Here is a 17,893-nt window from a genome sequence, read left to right on the forward strand (position 1 = left end):
TCAGCACCTGCGATCAGGATCGCGCTCCGTCTCGGCCTCCTGTTGTTCCATCCACTTGGCCAGGCCCCACAGCGTGGTTCCCAGCGCCAGCAGGAGCCAAAGCAACCATTGAGGAACTTGATATTGGGCGCTTAGCCAGAGACCTGCCCCACCGCAAAGCATCACCACGAAAAACCATCTCATCAACGTGCGCTCCCGATTACTTACGAGACACACGGTAACTCGATGTTCCGCTGCGCTAACGTAGATGCCGCAAATTTCGTCAGCTCCCAGATTAGGAAATGAGGGTTCATTTGACTATTTCGGCGAAGGTGTTCCTGTGATCCAAGGCGCTCGGCAAATTCCGGTGGATGCAAAACTGGGGCGAGCGCTGGACTCCCGTCGCCCTGTAAACCGCGCAGTAAGTGGTGAATTTCCCTGTGTCGCTGTCTGACCGGAATGCTGTGCGCAGGCAGTCAACCAGCCCCGACCATACTTTCCAGCGCAACCGGAAACAGCCGAGCGCTCCTGGTCGCGTCATCAGACCGGAATCTGGCGAGCGCGAGATCGCGGCTCGGCCATGGTGCGACTCAATTTACCGGAGTTTCGTGAGCGCCCCGACCTGCAGAGCTTTCAGCTGAGCGGCATCCTGAGTGCGGGCAGTCACCCAGCCCCGACCATACGCTCCAGCGCAACCGGAAACAGCCGAGCGCTCTTGGTCGCGTCATCAGACCGGAATCTGGCGAGCGCGAGATCGCGGCTCGGCCATGGTGCGACTCAATTGACCGGAGTTTCGTGAGCGACCCGACCTGCAGAGCTTTCAGCTGAGCGGCATCCTGAGTGCGGGCAGTCACCCAGCCCCGACCATACGCTCCAGCGCAACCGGAAACAGCCGAGCGCTCTTGGTCGCGTCATCAGACCGGAATCTGGCGAGCGCGAGATCGCGGCTCGGCCATGGTGCGACTCAATTGACCGGAGTTTCGTGAGCGACCCGACCTGCAGAGCTTTCAGCTGAGCGGCATCCTGAGTGCGGGCAGTCACCCAGCCCCGACCATACGCTCCAGCGCAACCGGAAACAGCCGAGCGCTCTTGGTCGCGTCATCAGACCGGAATCTGGCGAGCGCGAGATCGCGGCTCGGCCATGGTGCGACTCAATTGACCGGAGTTTCGTGAGCGACCCGACCTGCAGAGCTTTCAGCTGAGCGGCATCCTGAGTGCGGGCAGTCACCCAGCCCCGACCATACGCTCCAGCGCAACCGGAAAAGCCGAGCGCTCCTGGTCGCGTCATCAGACCGGAATCTGGCGAGCGCGAGATCGGCTCGGCCATGGTGCAACTCAATTGACCGGAGTTTCGTGAGCGCCCCGACCTGCAGAGCTTTCAGCTGAGCGGCATCATGAGTGCGGGCAGTCACCCAGCCCCGACCATACGCTCCAGCGCAACCGGAAACAGCCGAGCGCTCCTGGTCGCGTCATCAGACCGGAATCTGGCGAGCGCGAGATCGGCTCGGCCATGGTGCAACTCAACTGACCGGAAATCCGTGAGCATCCCGGCCTCCGGCGCTTTAAGTCGACCGGAATCGTGAATCGCCCTTAGTCTCGTCGAGGAGGTGGAAAGGCTCGCTGCAGACCAACGCTGAAAACCGGCCGCCTAAAGCGATCAACGTTGGCAATTTCAGAGAAGGAATATCTGAAGATTGTGGTTTAAGGGTAGGCGGTCTCAGGATTACAGGGCTATTGAGCCCACCGCCAGCCGCTCTATACAGGAATCTTTCGAGCCCACTGCTCGATAGCGCGCTCAACTTGTTCCTTTGGCAGGTACTCCTGCTCAAGACGTCCTCGTTCTTGCACCAGCAGATACCGATAGAAGTCCGCTTCGTCAGCCAGCAAACCAGGCGGTGCCGAATCCAGAGCTTTGGTCGGCTCGACGACTGCGCTCACCGGTGAGTGCTGCTCAAACAGCTCTTGCTCCATCAATAGTGCTTCGACTGCTGGTTGATGGAGTCTCGCTCGCGCCAGCATCAGCAAGCCCCAGGTATCCATATCGCCCCAGTATGCGATCTGTTTCCCGGCCAGGTGCGCGGACGCTAGCCACTGCAAATCGAGTCCTGAGCCCAGCACAGCCAGGGTGTCCGGTAATTTCTCAGGCAGCAAGTGAATGCATTGCTCATTTTCCACCACGAGCAATCGCGAACCGGGAAGTGGGGTTTCGGCCAGTTCCGCAGTGGTGAGTCTGAGCCGCTTGAAGGGCAACAGCTCAGGCTGAAGGGGAACGACCAGAACCCAGTGGCTGCTTTCTTCAAAGGCATCCAGAAAAGTCGTCAGGCCTTGCTCGGACGCCGCGCCTTCGAAGCGCTCGTCGAGGAGCCAGGTCAGCAAGCTGGCGTTGCGCTCGAAAAACTTGGTGTCTACGCCGTGCTCGGCAAGCAGGCGCAGCGGACGGCCTCGGGCACAGCCTGGCGACAACCGGGTGGCGAGTCGCGCCGTGGCGACGACTTCTTCAGACGGCTTCGTCAACCACAAGCTCCGTTGTGCCACCAGCAGCGCATGAAAGGCACTGTCTACCTGCTCGACCAGATACTCGAGTTGAGCGTATTCCTGGCTGACCCTTGGATCATCGCTCGCGGCAATCCATTCGGAGGGGCTACGCAAGTGCCAACGCATCGGCAAGGAAATGGGGGCCAGCCCTGCTCGGTAGCTGACGGGCTCCCAGTCGACTTTACCCACGCTCACGCTCCGCCAGTTCTCCACATGCCGGAGTACCGCCTGGATGTTGTCAGTGAATAGACGTGCCGAAGGCTTGCCGATGTTGAGGCTTTGCGGCCAGCTAGCGGGATTGAGCAAGCGTTCCAAGCGTACGCTGGAGCGCTGCCATTGTCTGGCCAGGCTGCGACTGATGTCAGTGGGCGACTTCATGCATGGCCTTGATGCGCTGTTGATGATGCTCATCCAACGCTTCCCAGCTCAGGGAAACTAGACTGGATTCCACGCCGCGCCGATGAACGACGACTGCCGAACGCGTATGGTGGCGCAACAGCCGCATTTCCTTGTTGGGCGTGATGAAGACAGCGTGCAAGCCGAATTCCCTCAGCGCCGCGATGATCCGACCGGCAACCGCATGGGAGCTGCGCGAGAACGCCTCGTCGAGCACGATGGTGCCGAACAACGGCCGGCTGCTGCCGTCGGGACAAAGCGCATAGCTGAGTGATGCGGTCAGCACATAGGAGGCGATGATCTCCTTCTCACCACCACTACCGCCCTGAGAGCCTGTTCGGGTTTCGATGACACTCTTGCTTTCTCGATCGATCACTGAGACCGCGAACTCCAGGCGGAAGCGCGGATCCAGAAGCGCTTTGGCGCCCTGATTCCTGCTGTGCTCGCAGGCATCTTTGAGCAGTCCAACGAGCTCCTGTAATGCCTTGTAATGGCTCTCGCCTTCATCATCGATGAAACGCGCCGAGTTCAGTTGGCGCTGAGCCTGTTGCAAGGTGCGCAGGCTTGCATGGATGACCTTTGTCGCAACCAAGCGCAGATAGCGCCCGGGCTGAAAGTCAACACGCTGCATCGTACTGTTCAGGTCATCCAGACGCTCCTCGATCACCGAGACTTCATGGTCGATATAGCTAAGTAGCTGGGTGACGCCGTCATCCGAGGAACGATTGAGGTATTCCAGGAAGCGCTTGAGTTTCTCGGGCAGGGCTTCCTCGGTCAGCACACGTAGACGCTCCAGATACTTTGGTACGTCCACCAGCTCCCGCCCGACCTCTGACAGCGCACCGGTGTCAACCTTCAGGGCGTCGGACATACGTTTGGCAAGCTCGGATTTCTGATCGCCCAGTTTCTCACCCAGCGCTTTGAGCTGCCCTTGAAGCTCATGCGTATGCTTGCGCTCCAGCTCGACAATATCGCCGAGGTCAGCAGCGCTCAGCGTCGGGAAGTGCGCTAGCGCCAACTCGCGTTGCGTATCGCTCAGCCCCTTTTCGGCGCCGCGATAAGCCTTACGGGTAGCGGATGCGGCCTGCTCGAACTGAATTTTCAACTGACCGCACTGCTCGATAAGTTGTTGCCTCTGTCGATCCAGAGAGTCCAGCAATGCCTCAGCTTCATCCAGCTCAGCCTTGATAAGGGCGAGGTCAGAGTCGGGACGTGTCAGGGTGTCCAGCTGAGCACGCAGCGACTCCAGCTGACGCTCGGCGCCCGGCAGATCAATCTCCTCGAACTGCAGTTCTTCGACGCGCTGCAGCAGCGAAGCTTGATCCTCCAACTTGCGGACATCGCCCTGGGCAGCATCCAAGGCCAGCTTGGCAGGCGCGAGCTGTTCATTGACCTCGCGAATTTGTTCAGTCAGGAAGGCCAGACGGTCGAGGTTATCGAAGCCGGTCAGCCAGTCTTCATCGAGGCGCTTCTGGTCCTGCTTGTCGAAGAAGCGTTCTTTACCCGACATCAGCCCCTGAGCCGTCATGGCGTGCGGGGTATGACGCAATTGCTCCGTGCTCTCCACGCAATGTCGGTCGTTGTCCGCCAGTAGCGCCTTTACCGCTTCGCGGTACGGATGCTCCTTGAAGGTCAGCTTGCGGGTATAACCATCGTCGAAGAACACAGGGCGCGACGACGGTTCCTTGACCTCCAACAAGCGCACATGCAAGCGGTTGTGTCGTTGGTTCACCCAACGCAGTGCAGCCTCGGACGCACCCTGCGGCACCAGGATACGCAGGCGGTGGCTGCCGATTGCCCGCTCGATGGCCCCCCGCCAGGCCAGCTCCTCGGGCTTGACCTGCACCAGCTCGGCAACGAAAGGCAGGGCCGATTCATCGACGCCAAGCATCTGCGCCAGCTCCCCTCGAAAAGCATGAAAATGCCCAGGCAGGTTCGAGCCTGGCCGTCGTTCGACCTCGGCACGCTCCTGCTGCAAGCTCTGCAGGCGGCCATCGAGTTCTTTCTGGACAATGCCTGTATCGAACGCCTTTTGCCGTGCCTCAGTAATTTGCTCGGCCAGTACTTCCAGGCGTGCCGTGATCTGCTGCTGATTTTCCTCGAGCGCAGCGGCTGATAACTCCTCCACGAGTCCTAGCCCTTTGGCCAAACGCTGGTACTGCTCGGCTTTCAGGCGCCGTTTATCAAACTCCCGAACCCAATCCGCGATGCGCGCGCGCAATAGATCTATCTCTGCACCGCCTACTCGCAGGTAGCGCTGACGATGCTGATCGACCACGCCCTTCTGGATATCAAACTGTCCCCTGCATTGCTCCTGATTCAGTTCGGCCTGTTTTTGCGCCTTCTCAAGCCTGTTGGTTTCAGCCAACCACAGGCGATACCCCTGTTCGGCGAACCAGACCGGGAGGATGCCTTCGAGCGCTTGTTTATCCTGCAACTGTTCTTGCAAGGCCCTATAACGTTCCCAGCCATCGGCGACAGGTTGCAATGAGCGCTGCTGCTTTCTAGCGGTTTCCAGTTCTCGGTGGATGTCAGTTAGATCATCGAAGCTGCTGGCGACCTCGGCAGCCCGCTCGAAAGCGGAGCGGTCATCGAGCACCAACTCGCGAAAGATCTCATCAATACTGTTGAGCTGCTTCAGGCCGGCAGCGCGGTTGAGCAAGGTGAAGGCGTTTTCACCGACCTCGAAATAATCCCTGAGCCTGGCCAGAAAGGCTTTCTTGCTGGGATACGGCCAGATACCCGTGCCGTCCTTCTCCATCTGACGCAGCGCCCGCATGCCGCCTGCGTGATGCTGGCTGAGCCAATGCTCCAGCGTCTGCTCGGGGGACTCGCTTAAAAGCCACAGTTTTTTCAGATCGGACGCCGAGGAGCTTGTGCCCTCGAACCAGAGCACAGCACCCAGTCGAACCTGCGTACCATCACGCTCGAGCGTGGCGGCAATGGCGGTGACCGTCTTACCCTGGCGCGCGATATGAGATTGCTCTACACCTCCGTCTCCAGGGCCGGTAACCCCGCGCACATAGGACACCAGATCACGGTCGCTTTCATGCCCACCTGTGGAAGCCAGGTTGTAGCGCGGGTTGGCGCACAGCAAGGTCATCAGAGCATCCACCAGCGTCGTTTTACCGCTACCCGTTGGGCCGATCACGGCGGTGCCTGAGGGATCGATCTCGGCACGGTGATAGCCCTGAAAGCCGCCCCAGTTATAGAGTTCGATGCTGCTGAGAATGAGGGTCTCGCTGTCACGCCAGAGCAGTGCTTGCTTCACGCCTCGTCCTCCTCAGCAGCGGCAGCCGGGGTAGTCGCGCCCTCCACCTGCTCGCGCAGCCAAACCACCAGTGCCTGCAGGTTCTCCGGGTTGGCCAAGTGGGTAATGATGGGGCGGATGATGACGCGGTCATGGGCGTCCAGAGCCGACACCAAACCATGCCCCTTGAGCTGATCCAGCAGCGTGATGACGCGATTGCGCTCCTTCGCCTCACTGCCCAGCTCGCCCAGGTAAACCTGCAATTGCGGAATCAGCTCATCAACCGCTACCAGTGCCTGACTGGCGCCCGTACCGCTTTCCTGTTCGTACGCAATGAAATGCTGTCGCAGAATGGCTATCAGCAGGGACTGCTCCAGATTCAGCCTTTGCCGACGCACAAGGGGGTGCGACCATTCATCCTGCTCGGCTACCTCGCCCTGGCGAACGGTAACAAACACCAGCCCCCGAACCTCGTCGACCCCCATGGCAAGGTCGAGGGGTTCCAGAATTCTGTCGACCGCCTCGATATTGGAAAGCGCTGAGCGATACAGGTTGGGCTTGTGACTTTCTTCCAGCAGCCCGTACTTGAGCATTTCCTGTACGGCCTCACGTACCCGTTGCGGCGTCCGGCGCTCATCGACCTGAACAGCGGCGCTCATAAGAGGCTGTTCATCATCCATGCCGTCATCCAACGCCATGGGCTCCAACGTCAGCTCCGTTTCGTCGGTGCCAGAGGCGCCTGCAATTCGATCGAAGATCCCTGTCATGCTTACAACTCCCAATCGATGTCCTTGAGCGCCTCGTGGTCGAGTCCGACATAAGGCAGATTGAAGCGCCAGCGTTGCTCATCCTCGTCAACTAGCTCCACGAGCTGACGCTCCTCTGCCAGCACCTCGATACCTGCCTCGCGTGCCATCGCCAACCAGAGCGCAAAGGTTTCTAGGTCGTGAGCAGGTGGAAGCAAAGACGCAAGCTCCCCGAGACTCACAGGGCGACCCTGCTCCACCAGCACAGCCAGAGTGTCATGAATCAGCGCTTCACGATCCAGCCCGTCGAAGGCATCCCAGAAGTCATCATCAATCTGCTCCAACCCCGCCGGCTTCAAACTCAGATCCAGCTCGCCCGTATCATCGTCATCCAGGGTCTTGAAGCGGAGACGCTCGATTGCAGGAACACCGGTAATGGCTACGCCAACTGGTGGTAAAGATGCGGGCTTACGGCGTTCTGACTGGCGTTGCCAGTCGACGCTGAGCGCTAGATTGAAGAAGTCGTTGAGTAACTGTCCGACGCGATGATGCTCGGCGGCCAGCCCCGTCTTCATGAATCCGCGAACATCGCGCTCGCTTCGGGCGCGCGCCTGGAGCACAGCCTGCGACTCCCGAACCAGGCGTAACGCCAGCCAACGTAGCTCACGTTGCTGGGGACGATTCAGTGCCTTTGGAACCGCTGGGTGACGAAGGATGGTGCGCAAACGCTCACGCATGGTTTCCAGCTCAGCGGACTGCCTCAGTTGCTGCTGGAAGCTTTCGAAGACACGCCCTTCCGGTGTGTTGAGCAGGGCATCTTGCCCGTCCAACAACCGATCGACGATTTCTCCACGGTGAGACTGCTCGCTGATGATCGAGTGTCGAAGGGCGCGATCCGCCTCGCGCCAAGAGTCTTCAACTCGTCGAAAGTCTGCGCGCAGGCTGGTGGCCAGGTTATATACCTCGCGTATACCCTCTATCGTCTGCGCTTCGTCCAGCACGACGACGTGGCCAGCTTCTACCTGCGCTAGCTCGTGCTCCAAATCCTGGATTCGGCGGCGCAGCCTGGCAATACGGCCAGTTGGGCTGGGGTTCAGACCCGTTTCCAGGTTTTCGATCTCGCGCTGAACCACCGAAAGGCGAGATGCCGTGGAGGTCATGATCCGACTATCCAACGAATCGACGAACTGGATGGCGGACTCCAACGCGTCGGTTGCATAGATACGGCCCTCTCGCTCTACGACGAGGCGCCGCTTGATCCATTCACGAAGTTCACGACCTGCTTGGAGATGCGTTGCATCTGGGTCGATTTCGTAAAGCTCCTGGCTGGCATAAGCAGCCAGCATTTCGGACAGCGCTTGCAGCGCATCCTCCATGGGGATCCCATCATGCGCCCGCTCGAACAGCGTGCGCAGGCAGCCCAATACGAGCGGAGCACGGCGCGAGGCGAGCAAAAGCCACGCGGGGTGCTGGCTGCGGGCAGATACATAGCGTTCTGAACGCTGTTGCGCGCTTTCTTCCATGACGGCCACATTGACAAGAGTTGTCTGAGAGCGAGCTTACCAAGCTAACCCGCTGCCTCATGATACGTATTTGTCCTGGCGGGTGGAGGTGCTGAACCTGTGGCCTCTGGCGCAAAGCGAAATCGAGCGTCAGCCCCTGAGCATGATTGATCGACTGTTCAGCGGCCAGCTGCCGGATAAGTGCCATTTCGAGCGGCAGGACTTCATCGCGAGGCTGAGTCGTGGAGGCTAGTGACCCATAACCTGCATGCGCTGCGCCGGCGCTGAGGTGGCCATGTACGCCCTGGTCGATTGCAATAACTTCTATGTCAGCTGCGAACGCCTCTTTCGGCCCGAGCTACACGGCCTGCCGGTCGTGGTGCTCAGCAACAACGATGGCTGTGTGGTGAGCCGCAGCAATGAAGCCAAAGCGCTGGGCATCAAGATGGGCGAACCATTCTTCCAGGTGCGCCATCACGTCCTGGAGAACGGGCTGGAGGTGTGCAGCTCGAACTACGCGCTGTACGACAACCTATCGGCCCGCGTGATGCGCCTGCTGCGCGGCATGGCTCCGCTGCCACGCGGTGCCGGGCAACCTGCTCCGCCTTGACGGTTTTCGGGCAGCTGTCTGCCGCCTATGGCGGCAAGCTCTCAAGCGGCGCAGCCAGCGTAACCGACTCCAGTGGTCACGCTTTGGTCGTCTCGCAGACATCTACATTCCGAAGCCCAGAACTGCACATCCCTATCCGGAGGAACGCTTCGCGTCACGAACCTGAGGCAGGAGCCGTATGCGGTAGTTCCGCACGTACGGATCTGTGCGGGGGGTGGCAGGTAACTGCCATCCCTACCGCGACCTCCGAATGGACTTGCGCGAGACTAGTTCATGGCAGGTCATCACTGGTGGTCCGCTCACGAGCTGAAATCTATTAGAGAAACGGTATGGCGGGAGAAATGCAGAAAGGCGAATGGCACTTGCGGTTTCTGGTTCACAATGCAATCATATTTGTCTGACAATCAGACGATGATTCTATGATCCAACTTGTCCGCCCAGATTCCCTTGTAGATCGCGTAGTGGCTGCTATCCGCGCCGAAATTAGCTCGGGCCGCTTGTCAGCAGACTCAAGACTCCCCACTGAGCATCAGCTTTCTGAACAGCTGAATGTTAGTCGATCGGTTGTGCGAGAGGCAGTTTCCCAGTTAAAGGCGGACGGCATTCTTGTGAGCCAGCGAGGGAACGGCTCTTTCATCTCGAGAACCCCGACCGGTACTGTGTTTCGCTTGCCTGGCACATCAAGGGGGGCAACTGACCTGGCCCAATTGTTCGAAATGCGATTGTGGATCGAAATTCAGGCAGCAAGCGTTGCCGCGGCTCGTCGGAACGCGGGTGATCTATTGAAGATGCGCAACGCGCTTGAGGTGATGCAAGAGCACCCTAACGACTTTACCAAGTCGTCTGCGGCTGATGTCGACTTTCACCAAGCCATAGTCGCCGCTTGTAAAAACGATTATTTCATGGCTTTCCATGATTTCTTAGGCGGGCAGCTTGCTCAGGGTAGGCTTATAGCATGGCAAAACTCCGCGCGGCTTCCGGGTGGCGCGCGCCCTGCCAGCAATGAACACACAATGATGTATCAAGCGATTGAGGCGGGGGACTCCCAGGCCGCTGCAGATTGCGCGCGCGCGCATTTAGAGTCTGCTGCCTTGCGGTTCGGGATCAAGCTGGGATAAGCCAAGCGCAGGCGCGCCAAGCTGTGGGTACGTAGGTCTGACAACCTGATAATGGATGTAGATGTGACATACGACTATTGCGTGATCGGGGGCGGCATCGTTGGTTTGGCAACCGCGCTGGAATTGCTAAAAGCTCGGCCGGCGTCATCACTGGTACTGGTTGAAAAAGAAAATGAGCTTGCACGGCATCAGACAGGGCATAACAGCGGGGTAATACACGCCGGTGTTTATTACGCCCCAGGCAGTCTCAAATCAATGCTTTGCAAACTCGGTGCGCAAGCGACCAAAGAGTTTTGCGAAGCGCACGACATACATTACGAGACATGCGGAAAACTTCTCGTCGCCACAGATGCCGTTGAGCTGGCTCGCCTGGACGCGCTTGAGGAACGGTCACGTCTGAACCAGCTGGAGGTTGAGCGACTTAACGCACGCCAACTGCGGGAACGCGAGCCGAACATCGTTGGTCTGGGCGGTCTATTTGTCCCGAGTACGGGCATAGTCGACTATCGCCAAGTTTGCAGAGGCATGGCCAATGCCATCACTGCTGCGGGAGGAGAAATCCACTTGGGTCATACGATCATGTCGATCCAAGAGACACCCCTTCACGTCAATGTCAGCTCCGAACGCAGTAGCTGGACAGCATCGAAGCTAATCGTATGCGCGGGCTTGCAGTCTGACCGACTTGCATTACTCGCAGGACTGAAAATCGACCACCAGATCGTACCGTTTCGCGGTGAGTACTATCGCCTGCCAGCAAGCAAGAATGACATTGTCAATCACCTGATCTACCCCGTGCCAGACCCTGATCTTCCTTTTCTAGGTATTCACCTTACGCGGATGGCTGACGGCGGCGTCACCGTTGGCCCTAATGCTGTTCTGGGTTTTTCCAGAGAGGGGTACGAAAAATATTCCGTGAACATTCGCGACGTCACTACGTTCGCAGGCTTCCCCGGCTTTTGGAGAACGATCAGAGCCAACTTGGGATCCGGTCTGAAAGAGATGAGGAACTCTATCTTCAAAAAAGGCTACCTGGAGCAATGCCGGAAGTACTGTCCGTCGCTGACCATTGAAGACTTGCAACCTTGTGAAGCAGGCATCCGCGCCCAAGCAGTGATGCGCGATGGCACGCTCGTTCACGACTTCCTATTTCTGCAAACCGCCCGAATGCTACATGTCTGCAATGCCCCTTCGCCTGCCGCTACCTCCGCCATCCCCATCGGGGAAATGATCGCGAGGAAGCTGCTGAGCGCCTGATTTTTGTGCAGTAAGCACATGACAACAACAAGGAGCTTTCCAATGAATACAACTAGCGCTCTGACCCACAAAGAAACCAATGCTCATGGTTAGGCATTCACGTTCTGGATGTGGAAAGCACCATCAACCCGTCGATTCTGGCTCGGGTTAATCGGTCGGTGAGTGATGCCTTCAACCTTGGCGAAATGGGCGTAGACACCTGCGCTGTCAGTACAGAGAATCGCATCCGCGTCTATCAGCGGGCGTAGCCGCTCCCCTATGTGCTGTGCATCCAGCTTTTCCAACTTGAAGTCTGCCTGCTGACCACTGCGATCTCTTACCACCAGCACAGGAATTTGCTCGGCAGACAGTCCGCGTCGTTTGGCGCTGCCACCGCGCCGACGAGGCGGTCGAGGCAGTTCGCGTTGCCCCTTGAAGGACTCCAGGAAGAAGGTTTCATCTGCTTCAACAATGCCTGACGCGTGCTGGGTGCGGATTCCACGCCATTCGGACACTCAGCCCACGCTGATCCGGACACCTGTTCCACGGCCATTCGGACAGGCATTCGGAGCGCAGCGACGCAGGGGTTGCATTGTTAGTCTGAGGCGCTCGGCGCCGTCAATGTCTTCGCCTTCCGGCGCATCGATTCCCCCTTCAGATTGATCCGGTAGGCGTTGTGCACCAGGCGGTCGAGGATGGCGTCGGCCAGAGTCGGATCACCGATCAGTTCGTGCCAGTTGTCCACTGGCATTTGGCTGGTCGCGATGGTCGAGCGCTGGCCGTAGCGGTCGTCCAGTAGCTCCAGCATGTCGCGGCGCTGTTCAACGGTGAACGGGGCCAGGCCCCAGTCGTCGAGGATCAGCAGGTCGGTCTTGGCGTAGCTGCTCATCAGCTTGGCGAAGCGCCCGTCGCCATGGGCCAAGCCCAACTCTTCCAACAGGCGCGGCAGACGCAGGTAGCGCACGCTGTAGCCGTCCCGGCAGGCCTGGTGTGCCAGGGCGCAGGCCAGCCAGGTTTTACCCACGCCGGTGGGCCCGTTGATAATCAGGTTGAGCCCGTCGCGCAGCCACTGGCAGCTACCCAGTTGCAGGATCAGCGCTTTGTCCAGCCCGCGCGGGCTGCGGTAGTCGATGTCTTCGAGGCAGGCGCTGTGCTTGAGCCGGGCCTGACGCAGGCGGCTGCTGAGGCGCTTGTCGTCGCGTTCGGTCAGTTCGCGGTCGACCAACAGGCCGAGGCGTTCTTCGAAGCTCAGGCTGTCGATGTCGGGGGTTTTCAGTTGCTCGGCGAGTGCCTTGAGCATGCCGGTCAGGCGCAGGGTCTGGAGTTTGTCCAAGGTCGGATGGGGCAGCATGGTGGGATTCCTTGGGGTCAGTGGTAGTAGCCGGGGCCGCGCAGGTTGGCGTGGTCGTCCGGCAGCAGGGGCAGGTGCTGCTGGGCCAGCGGCAGGTTTTCCAGCCCCTGGCGCAGGATCGATTCGAGGCTCTTGTAGCTGCACGCGCCGAGGCTGAGGGCGCGTCGGCAGGCCAGCTCCAAGCGCACTTCGCCATGGGTCTTGCCCAGGCGCAGGATGCCCAGGCAGGCCCGGTAGCCGTGAGTCGGGTGGATGCGCCGTTCGAGGATGTGGCTGATCACGCCGGCCGTGTTCGGCCCGGTCTGCTCAGCCCAGCGGATCAGCCGTTGTGGCGTCCACTCGGCGTGCTCGCGATGGCTCTTGGGCATGTGCTCGGCCTGTGTGCCCGATGTCGTGGCCGTATGCTGATGCTCCATTAAGCATGAATGCGGTCCAGCCTTGGACGAGATCGGCAAGCTCTGCGTGGGTCTCGGCCTGCAGTGGTGTTTCAACCGGCTGGCCTGCCCGGATCCGTTGACAGAGATCCAGCAGCCATTCGGGTACATCGGGGCTATCAGTGGCGGTATCCGAGCGTTGGTTATCCCCATAGGCCCCGGCGGGGTCTTCCAGATCGGTATGACCGAATATGTCGCCCCAGCTTGACGGGCGTATCGATTGGGAGACGAACGCTTGGCGGCAAGCGAAATTCACCAGTATCTGGGGCAGGCGCAGTTGCATCTGCATTCGCAGCAGATCTAGCAGCTCGGTCAGGCTGTGCGGTAGATCCTGTTCAGGTACGTCCCTGACCAAAGCGCCACGGTGATTGCCATGTACGAATCTTTGATGAAGGGGTTACCGGCTGCTGGAGACCTTGGTCAGTGAAAGCGGTGATGTGGATATCGGCCTGCGCGCCTATCAACACTTCCATCCGAGCGTGCTTCGTGTGAAAAGCTATGTCCTGATGTCCAGCCCAACGCTGGCCCAGGCGTTGCAGCGCCTGGCTGACTATCACCCGATGACCAGCGATGGCTCGCACATGTTTCTGGAGCGCTATGCCGACCGCCTCGAGTTGGTGGGCGTGGAGAACTCCACCGTTGCCCAGCGTGCGCCACGCGCGTTCATCGACGCAGGGGCCGCGTTGGTCTTGGCCATCGTGCATTGGCTCGCGTCCTTTCAGAAGCCGATGCCGCAGCGGCTTGAACTGACCTATCCAGAGCCGCAGGACAGCCGACAGTTGCACCGACTGTTCGGTGAAAACCTGTGCTTTTCCGCGCGGAGCAATTGCATGACATTCGGCCTGGAGGCCGGCGCGATCGAATTGCCCACCGCTGCCGCCGCGTTGCATACGTTGCACGTTGAATACGCCCAGGCGCAAATGAGCGAACAGGTAGATGGTTCGTTGGAAGCGCGGGTGCGGCGCATCCTTGCGGAGCAATTGAGCCAGTGCATCAGCCCCGGCCTGAGCAACGTGGCCGACCAGCTCGGCATGAGTCGGCGCAGCCTGCAGCATGGTCTGGTGCGTGACGAGGCGAACTTCACCTTGCTGCTCGACCAGGCACGTCAACGACAGGCTGCGAGCTTTCTGCGCAATACCACGCGCAGCCTCAAGTACATTTCGGCGCAACTGGGCTTTCGCGATCAGAGCAGTTTCCACAAGGCCTGCGTACGCTGGTTCGGTATTTGCCCAATCAGTACCGATTGATGCATGGTGATGGCGGAGCGACTTCCTGATTTTTTGCTTACCTCGTGATCCTTTCTGCTATGAGGTTTCGCTCACGACCGGGACAAGCCATTACACTCCAGTGGTCTTTTCCGGCCATGGGAGGGCGGTGTTAAGGTACATTGCGTGCAAAGTGATAATTAGACTGCGCGCATACCCGTGGAGCTGCAGGACGAGTGCCCGTAACACCGACAAGGTGACCAATTCGAAAACAATAATGATGAAAAAGCACCTCAACGATCAGCTATTCGAAATCATCGCGACGAGCATCAAGAGCAAGCGACTGAAAGCCGGCACCTTGTTGCTGGAGGGACCCTTGGCGGAGCTTTTCGGCGTCAGTCGGTCACCCGTGCGCCAGGCGCTGCTCAACCTGCATCAGGCAGGTCTGGTCTGCAAGTTCGACGGCCGTGGTTATCTGGTCGGGGCGCAGCCTGGCAAGGTGCTGCGGCGCAAGCTGGAGGCGAGCGATTTCAAACTGACGGATGATCGCGCTCAGGCTCCGCGCAAGACGGAAACCTGGAAGTCCGTCTACGATCAGATCGAACGTGACTTGCTGCACCAGTCGCTGTTCGGTACCTATCGCATCAACGAGCTCGAACTGTCCCGCCATTACGCCATTAGCCGCACGGTCTCCAGCCAGGTGCTCACGCGCTTTTCGCTGATGGGGTTGGTCGAGCGCGACGAGCGCTCCCGTTGGCAGCTCGGGCAGTGGGACGAGGCGCGTTTGGCTGAACTGTACGAAGTGCGTCGGCGCCTGGAGCCCTATGTGCTGGTGCGCGCAGCGGAGTTCATCAAGCCCGAGCGGATCGAGGGGTACATCGAGCGTCTGCACCAGGCCATGGCGCTCTACCCAGACATGGACAGTCGCCAGTTCGACGATCTGGAAAGCGACCTGCACATCGAAACGCTCGGCTGCTGCCCCAACCGGCAGATGTTGCAGATCCTGCGGCGTACCCACTCGTTGCTGCTGTCGGGTAAGCACATCCTGCTGGACAAGAGCTACTTCCCCGATGAAGAACCCTTCTTCCGTGAGCACCTAAGCATCTTCGAGAATCTGCACGCCGGGCGGGCCGACCTGGCGGCGCGGAGCATGGAGGAGCACCTGGTTACCGCCGAGCGCAAGGTCAAGCAACGCGTGGCGTACTTCCGCGAGCACAACCGCATCGCGGCCGTGCCCTACCTGGAGTTGCAGGACTGAGGGGCGGTCAGGTGATCGCACCCACCTGCCACGGCACGAACTCGTTGTCACCGTAGTTGTACAGCTCGCTCTTGGACGGCTCGCCCGAGGCGATCTCGATGATGATGTCGAAGATCTTCTGCCCGGCTTCGGCGATGCTCAGTTCGCCGTCGACGATACCGCCGCAGTTGATGTCCATGTCCTCTTCCAGCTTGCGATACATCTCGGTGTTGGTCGCCAGCTTGATGCACGGTGCGGGCTTGAAGCCGGACACCGAACCGCGCCCGGTGGTGAAGCAGATCATGTTGGCGCCGGAGGCCACCTGGCCGGTCACCGACACCGGATCGTAGCCGGGGCTGTCCATGAACACGAAGCCGCGCTCGGTGATCGGTTCACCCCACTCATACACGCCGTTGAGCGAGCTGGTACCGCCCTTGGCCGCAGCGCCCAGGGATTTTTCCAGGATGGTGGTGAGGCCGCCGGCCTTGTTGCCGGGCGAGGGGTTGTTGTTCAGCTCGGCGCCGTTGATGCGCGTGTACTCCTCCCACCAGCTCAGGCGGTCGAGCAGTTTCTGGCCGACTTCATGACTGATCGCTCGGGCGATCAACAGGTGCTCGGCGCCGTAGATTTCCGGCGTTTCGCTGAGAATCGCGGTACCACCGTGCTGGGCCAGCAGGTCGGCGGCGTAGCCCAGCGCCGGGTTGGCGGTGATGCCGGAGTAGCCGTCCGAGCCGCCGCACTGCATGCCGACCATGATGTGCTCGACGCTTTCCGAGGTGCGTTCCAGGCGGCCGATGGCCTCGAGCATATCGGTCACCTGCTCGATGGCGCGCTGGATGCTGGCACGGGTGCCGCCAGCGTTCTGGATGTTGAAGACGCGGAAGTTCGGCCCTTCGCTGATGTTGTAGCGCTTCATCAGCGAGGAAATCTGGTTGGTCTCGCAGCCCAGGCCGATCACCAGCGCGCCGGCGATGTTGGGGTTGCAGGCGTAACCCCAGATGCTGCGCTCGAGGAACTTGAAGCCTTCCGACTCGGTGTTGATCGCGCAGCCGCTGCCGTGGGTCAGCGCCACCACGCCATCGATGTTGTAGCGCTTGAGCAGCTCCGAGCCGTTGAAGTGCGCGGCCACCGCGCGTGACACGGTCGCTGAGCAGTTCACTGTCGACAGAATGCCGATGTAGTTGCGCGTGCCGACGCGGCCGTCCGGGCGGCGATAGCCCATGAAGCGGCGGCGTTGTTCCGGCGGCAGCACTGGCGTGCGTTCGATGGTCGGTGGCAGTTCACTGCTGGCGTGGCTTTGCGGCATCGACACGTTGTGTGTGTGCACGTGGGCGCCGGCGGCAATGTCCTGGCTGGCGGTGCCGATGACCTGGCCGTACTTGAGCACGGCCTCGCCGGCGGCGATGGCGCGGCGGGCAATCTTGTGCCCGGCGGGGATGTCGTCCACGGCGGTCAGGCCGAGCTTTTCCACATGGCTGTTACGAGCCAGGGCACGGCGGGCGACGGCCACGGAATCGATGTCGCTGAGGATAACCACGGTCGGGCTATTGGTGATGAGTTGCATGGCTCGTTCTCATTGTTGTTGTGATCGACTGCTGACGATACTGACGAAAATGAACATTGCACGCAATAAATTCCGGTGTTAGTGTCAGCGCCACACAGCTGCTCGACAGCACACAAAAACAACAATGTGAGGCCTACCTGATGGATCGTTCCCATCACTCGGGGCGCGTCGGCGCCCAGCCGCTTCCCTGTCCATCCGCCCCTGCCGCCTACCTCTGGGGCGCGCGCCATGCATAAACTCATCGAGGGTTACTTCACCCTGCTCAAGGTGCTGGGCATCATCTGCCTGGTGACCATGGTGGTGCTGGTGTTCGGCAACGTCATGCTGCGTTATGGCTTCAACGAAAGCATCCTGGTGTCCGAAGAGGTTTCACGCTGGGCCTTCGTCTGGCTGACCTTCATCGGCGCGGTGATTTTGCTGCGCGAGCGTGGCCACATGGGTGTCGACCTTGCCTTGCGTGCCTTGCCGAGCTGGGGCGAGCGTGGCTGCCTGATCCTCTCGCAGTTGCTCATGCTGGCCTGCTCGGGGCTGTTCTTCTGGGGCAGTTGGCAGCAGGTCGAGATCAACTGGAACATGCCGTCACCCGTCACCGGCTGGTCGATGGGGATGTTCTATGCCTCGGGCGTGTTCTTCGGCCTGTCGGCCTGCCTCATTCATCTCTACGAGATCGCACGGTTGGCCGTCGGCGGCGAAATCCATCGCCCGGACATTTCCGCCGAGATCCATCAGTAGT

At 59.9% G+C, this 17,893-nt stretch carries 13 protein-coding genes and 2 pseudogenes; 7 read left to right on the forward strand and 8 right to left on the reverse strand.

The window, feature by feature from the left end; genetic code table 11:
* Positions 1–1,734: 1,734 nt before the first annotated feature.
* The 4 genes from ACUTAF_RS20020 to ACUTAF_RS20035 are packed head-to-tail and all read right to left on the reverse strand — an operon-like array spanning position 1,735 to position 8,429.
* On the reverse strand, positions 1,735–2,925 hold the full coding sequence (locus ACUTAF_RS20020; RefSeq protein WP_445581626.1) for a Wadjet anti-phage system protein JetD domain-containing protein: 1,191 nt from the start codon (positions 2,923–2,925) through the stop codon (positions 1,735–1,737).
* Positions 2,876–6,181, reverse strand: coding sequence for an ATP-binding protein (locus tag ACUTAF_RS20025; protein ID WP_445581627.1), 3,306 nt, complete (start codon positions 6,179–6,181; stop codon positions 2,876–2,878). Before ACUTAF_RS20025 ends, ACUTAF_RS20020 begins: the two co-directional genes overlap by 50 nt.
* Positions 6,178–6,927, reverse strand: coding sequence for a DUF4194 domain-containing protein (locus ACUTAF_RS20030; RefSeq protein WP_445581628.1), 750 nt, complete (start codon positions 6,925–6,927; stop codon positions 6,178–6,180). Before ACUTAF_RS20030 ends, ACUTAF_RS20025 begins: the two co-directional genes overlap by 4 nt.
* A gap of 2 nt (positions 6,928–6,929) precedes the next feature.
* Positions 6,930–8,429, reverse strand: a complete 1,500-nt coding sequence (locus ACUTAF_RS20035; RefSeq protein ID WP_445581629.1) for a DUF3375 domain-containing protein — start codon at positions 8,427–8,429, stop codon at positions 6,930–6,932.
* Positions 8,430–8,703: 274 nt separating this feature from the next.
* Between ACUTAF_RS20035 and ACUTAF_RS20040 the strand changes: the two genes are divergently transcribed.
* From ACUTAF_RS20040 to lhgO, 3 genes are all read left to right on the forward strand, one after another.
* Positions 8,704–9,018 carry a Y-family DNA polymerase gene (locus ACUTAF_RS20040; RefSeq protein WP_416769207.1) on the forward strand — a complete coding sequence of 105 codons (315 nt, stop codon included), beginning with the start codon at positions 8,704–8,706 and terminating at the stop codon, positions 9,016–9,018.
* Positions 9,019–9,437: 419 nt separating this feature from the next.
* Positions 9,438–10,136: a FadR/GntR family transcriptional regulator gene (locus ACUTAF_RS20045; RefSeq protein ID WP_397498005.1), complete on the forward strand. Its 699-nt coding sequence runs from the start codon at positions 9,438–9,440 to the stop codon at positions 10,134–10,136.
* A 63-nt stretch (positions 10,137–10,199) separates the two neighbouring features.
* Positions 10,200–11,390 (forward strand): L-2-hydroxyglutarate oxidase, encoded by a 1,191-nt coding sequence (lhgO, locus tag ACUTAF_RS20050; RefSeq protein ID WP_397498006.1) that lies wholly within the window; start codon positions 10,200–10,202, stop codon positions 11,388–11,390.
* Between the two features lie 92 nt (positions 11,391–11,482).
* On the opposite strand, the pseudogene ACUTAF_RS20055 reads toward lhgO, so the two are convergent.
* The 3 genes and pseudogenes from ACUTAF_RS20055 to ACUTAF_RS20065 all read right to left on the reverse strand — a co-directional run.
* A pseudogene (locus ACUTAF_RS20055) lies at positions 11,483–11,863 on the reverse strand (IS1595 family transposase); the annotation flags it as partial.
* 101 nt (positions 11,864–11,964) lie between these two features.
* Complete coding sequence (gene istB, locus ACUTAF_RS20060) at positions 11,965–12,720, reverse strand: IS21-like element helper ATPase IstB (RefSeq protein ID WP_317527411.1); 756 nt, start codon at positions 12,718–12,720, stop codon at positions 11,965–11,967.
* A gap of 17 nt (positions 12,721–12,737) precedes the next feature.
* Positions 12,738–13,103, reverse strand: a pseudogene (locus ACUTAF_RS20065) (IS21 family transposase); the annotation flags it as partial.
* Positions 13,104–13,158: 55 nt separating this feature from the next.
* Between ACUTAF_RS20065 and ACUTAF_RS20070 the strand changes: the two are divergent.
* The 3 genes from ACUTAF_RS20070 to ACUTAF_RS20080 all read left to right on the forward strand — a co-directional run bounded on the left by ACUTAF_RS20070 (position 13,159) and on the right by ACUTAF_RS20080 (position 15,617).
* The gene (locus tag ACUTAF_RS20070; RefSeq protein WP_445581630.1) at positions 13,159–13,362 is read left to right on the forward strand and encodes a hypothetical protein; all 204 of its coding nucleotides are present in this window, start codon (positions 13,159–13,161) and stop codon (positions 13,360–13,362) included.
* Between the two features lie 208 nt (positions 13,363–13,570).
* Positions 13,571–14,401 carry an AraC family transcriptional regulator gene (locus ACUTAF_RS20075; protein WP_317527413.1) on the forward strand — a complete coding sequence of 277 codons (831 nt, stop codon included), beginning with the start codon at positions 13,571–13,573 and terminating at the stop codon, positions 14,399–14,401.
* Positions 14,402–14,639: 238 nt separating this feature from the next.
* On the forward strand, positions 14,640–15,617 hold the full coding sequence (locus ACUTAF_RS20080; RefSeq protein ID WP_445581631.1) for a GntR family transcriptional regulator: 978 nt from the start codon (positions 14,640–14,642) through the stop codon (positions 15,615–15,617).
* Between the two features lie 7 nt (positions 15,618–15,624).
* Here the strand turns inward: ACUTAF_RS20080 and ACUTAF_RS20085 are convergent, their stop codons facing one another.
* A complete protein-coding gene (locus ACUTAF_RS20085) occupies positions 15,625–17,160 on the reverse strand; it encodes a UxaA family hydrolase (protein WP_397498009.1) in 1,536 nt (511 codons plus the stop codon).
* Between the two features lie 228 nt (positions 17,161–17,388).
* Between ACUTAF_RS20085 and ACUTAF_RS20090 the strand changes: the two genes are divergently transcribed.
* Complete coding sequence (locus tag ACUTAF_RS20090; RefSeq protein ID WP_397498010.1) at positions 17,389–17,892, forward strand: TRAP transporter small permease; 504 nt, start codon at positions 17,389–17,391, stop codon at positions 17,890–17,892.
* Position 17,893 lies beyond the last annotated feature (1 nt).

This window comes from Pseudomonas sp. SP16.1 (assembly GCF_052682975.1).